We start from the raw sequence: 2,685 nt of genomic DNA on the forward strand, positions 1-2,685 counted from the left end.
CCTTCGCCACCGCGACGCAGACCTCGAGACGCGCGAGCACGCGCGCCGCCCGCTCGGGCAGAAAGCCCAGCCGGTTCATGCCGGAATTGATCTTGAGAAAGACGCGCAGGCCGCGGGCGCGGCTGGTCTCGAGCATCCGCAACTGTTCTTCGTGATGCACCACGAGCGAAAGATCGTGTTCGGCCGCGATCGACAACTCGCCGGTGTCGAAGAGCCCCGCGATAAGCACGATCTCCTGCCGATGTCCCGCTTCGCGCAGGCGGACGGCGCCCTCGATCTCGAGCGCGGCGAACGCGTCCGCTTCCGCGAATGCCGCTGCCGCGCGCAGCAGGCCGTGACCGTAGCCGTTGGCCTTCACCACCGCCATCACGCGGCACTCCGGCGCCAGCCGGCGCGCGACAGCGAGGTTGTGCGCGAGCGCGCTACGGCGAATGCGGGCGCGCAGCGGTCGACTCATGGCACGGGCTCCGCAGGGAGCGGCGAAAAGGCAGGTGCGGAGGGCATCGAAAGCCGTTGCGGGAAAAGCTGCGGGAGGACGGCGGCAACCTCGACCGACCGTGGGCGGCGAAGAGAAGCGGACTCGGGGTGTTTCCTGGGAGGTTCGCGGCGGGGCGTATTCAAGCACAATTCGCAGCGGCCGGATAGGGATGGGCTTTTCAGGGCGAGCGGCAATTCTCTCGCCCGATCCTTTCATGGTATAAACCCGGCCACCTCAACAGGGCGCGCTGGGCCTGCCGTAGACGGGGCCGGGATCGCCGGACCCCATGAATCGCGGCTTCTACACCATCCTCGCAGCGCAGTTCTTCTCGGCCCTCGCCGACAACGCCCTGCTCTTCGCCGCCATCGCCCTGCTGCGCTCGCTCCACGCCCCGGAGTGGCAGACGCCAGTCCTGCAGCAGTTCTTCGTCTTCGCCTACATCGTGCTCGCGCCGTTTGTCGGCCCTTTTGCCGACGCGTTGCCGAAGGGCCGCGTCATGCTCGTCAGCAACACGGTCAAGATCGTCGGCTGCGCCTCGATGCTGGTCGGGCTCCACCCGCTGCTCGCCTACGGCTTCGTCGGCATCGGCGCGGCCATGTACTCGCCGGCCAAGTACGGCATCCTCACCGAGTATCTGCCGGCGCACCGGCTGGTCTGGGCAAACGGCTGGATGGAAGGTCTGACGGTGGCCGCGATCATCCTCGGCGCCATCGTCGGCGGCGTGCTCATCGGCGAAAAGATGGAGACGCGGATCGTCGAGCACCTCGTCGGCATGCGCTTCAACGCCGGCATCGACACTGCTCCGGAACTCGCCATCGTCGTCATCCTGGGGGTCTATGTCCTGGCGGCGCTGTTCAACCTCTTCATCCCGCTGGTGCCGATCGACCACAAGCTGCCCAAGCGCAATCCGTGGTTTCTCCTGCGCGATTTCACGCACTGCTTCTGGTTGCTGTGGAAGGATCCGCTGGGGCAGGTCTCGCTCGCGGTGACGACACTCTTCTGGGGGGCGGGGGCGACGCTGCGGCTCATCATCCTGACCTGGGCCGGCACCGCGCTCAAGTTCAACCTCGAGCACGCAACGCAGCTCACGGCCGTCGTCGCCATCGGCATCGCGATCGGCTCTGCGGTCGCCGCCAAGGCGGTGTCGCTCAATCGCGCCGTGCGCGTGCTGCCGGTGGGCATCGCGATGGGGTTCACGGTGATGGCGATGGTGTTCATCACCGACTGGCGCTTCGCGGTGCCGCTGCTCATCCTCATCGGCGCCATGGCCGGCTACTTCGTCGTGCCGATGAATGCACTGCTGCAGCACCGCGGCCACCTGCTGATGGGCGCCGGTCATTCCATCGCCGTGCAGAACTTTAACGAGAACCTGAGCATCCTGGCGATGCTCGGCGCCTACGCGCTGATGATCAAGGCCGACCTCGGCGTGAATTCCGTCGTCGTCATCTTCGGCCTCTTCGTCGCGCTCACGATGGCCTGGCTCACGCGCAAGCACGGGCACGACCAGGACAGCGAGCACAAGCTCTGACGTCGCGTCACCGCGGGCTCACTGTCGCAGCCGCAGGTAGATCTCCGGCAGCTTCGCCGGCAGCCGGTCGATGCGGTCCAGCACGAGGTAGTGACCCTTGCCGAAGATCTGCGGCAGGTACTCCTGCCCGAGCGCATCGACGGTGACGCAGAAGGGATGCACGCCGGCCGCCACGGCCTCCTTCACCGCCATGCGCGTGTCCTCGTGCAGGTAACGGCGGTCGCCGCCGTCGTCGTAGTCTTCCGGGTGCCCGTCCGACAGGATGAGCAGCAGGCGCCGCCGGCTCTCCACCCCCTCGAATCGGGTGACGGCGTGCCGAATGGCGGCCCCCATGCGGGTGGCGAGCCGCCCCGAGAGCCCGCCCACCGTCTCGCGCACTTCCGCCGTGAGCCCCTCGCCGAACTCCTTGATCGGATACCACGTCACGTTCTCGCGATACTTCGAGCAGAAGCCGCCGATGCTGTAGCCATCGCCCACCACCTCCAGACTCTCGGCGAAGAGCAGGATGCCGGCGCGCACGCGATCGACGAGACGGCCGCCGCCCTTCGGTACCAGCTGCATGATCGACGTTGAAAGATCCGCGAGCAGGATGACGGAAATGTCCCGCTGCGCCGGCACCCGACGCCGGTAGACCGCCGCGTCCGGCTGCCGCCCGCCGCTTCGTTCCACGACGAAGCTC

3 protein-coding genes are annotated in these 2,685 nt (G+C 67.3%); 1 reads left to right on the forward strand and 2 read right to left on the reverse strand.

The annotated features are described in order from the left end of the window. On the reverse strand, positions 1 to 457 hold a 457-nt coding region (locus JNK68_11200), incomplete at its 3' end, for an alanine racemase (protein MBL8540923.1). A 307-nt stretch (positions 458 to 764) separates the two neighbouring features. Between JNK68_11200 and lplT the strand changes: the two genes are divergently transcribed. Continuing rightward, positions 765 to 2,006, forward strand: coding sequence for a lysophospholipid transporter LplT (lplT, locus tag JNK68_11205; protein MBL8540924.1), 1,242 nt, complete (start codon positions 765 to 767; stop codon positions 2,004 to 2,006). Between the two features lie 18 nt (positions 2,007 to 2,024). On the opposite strand, the gene JNK68_11210 is transcribed toward lplT, so the two are convergent. Then, on the reverse strand, positions 2,025 to 2,685 hold a 661-nt coding region (locus JNK68_11210), incomplete at its 5' end, for a VWA domain-containing protein (GenBank protein ID MBL8540925.1).

The organism is Betaproteobacteria bacterium, assembly GCA_016791345.1.
In the GTDB taxonomy this organism is placed as follows: Bacteria; Pseudomonadota; Gammaproteobacteria; order Burkholderiales; family JAEUMW01; genus JAEUMW01.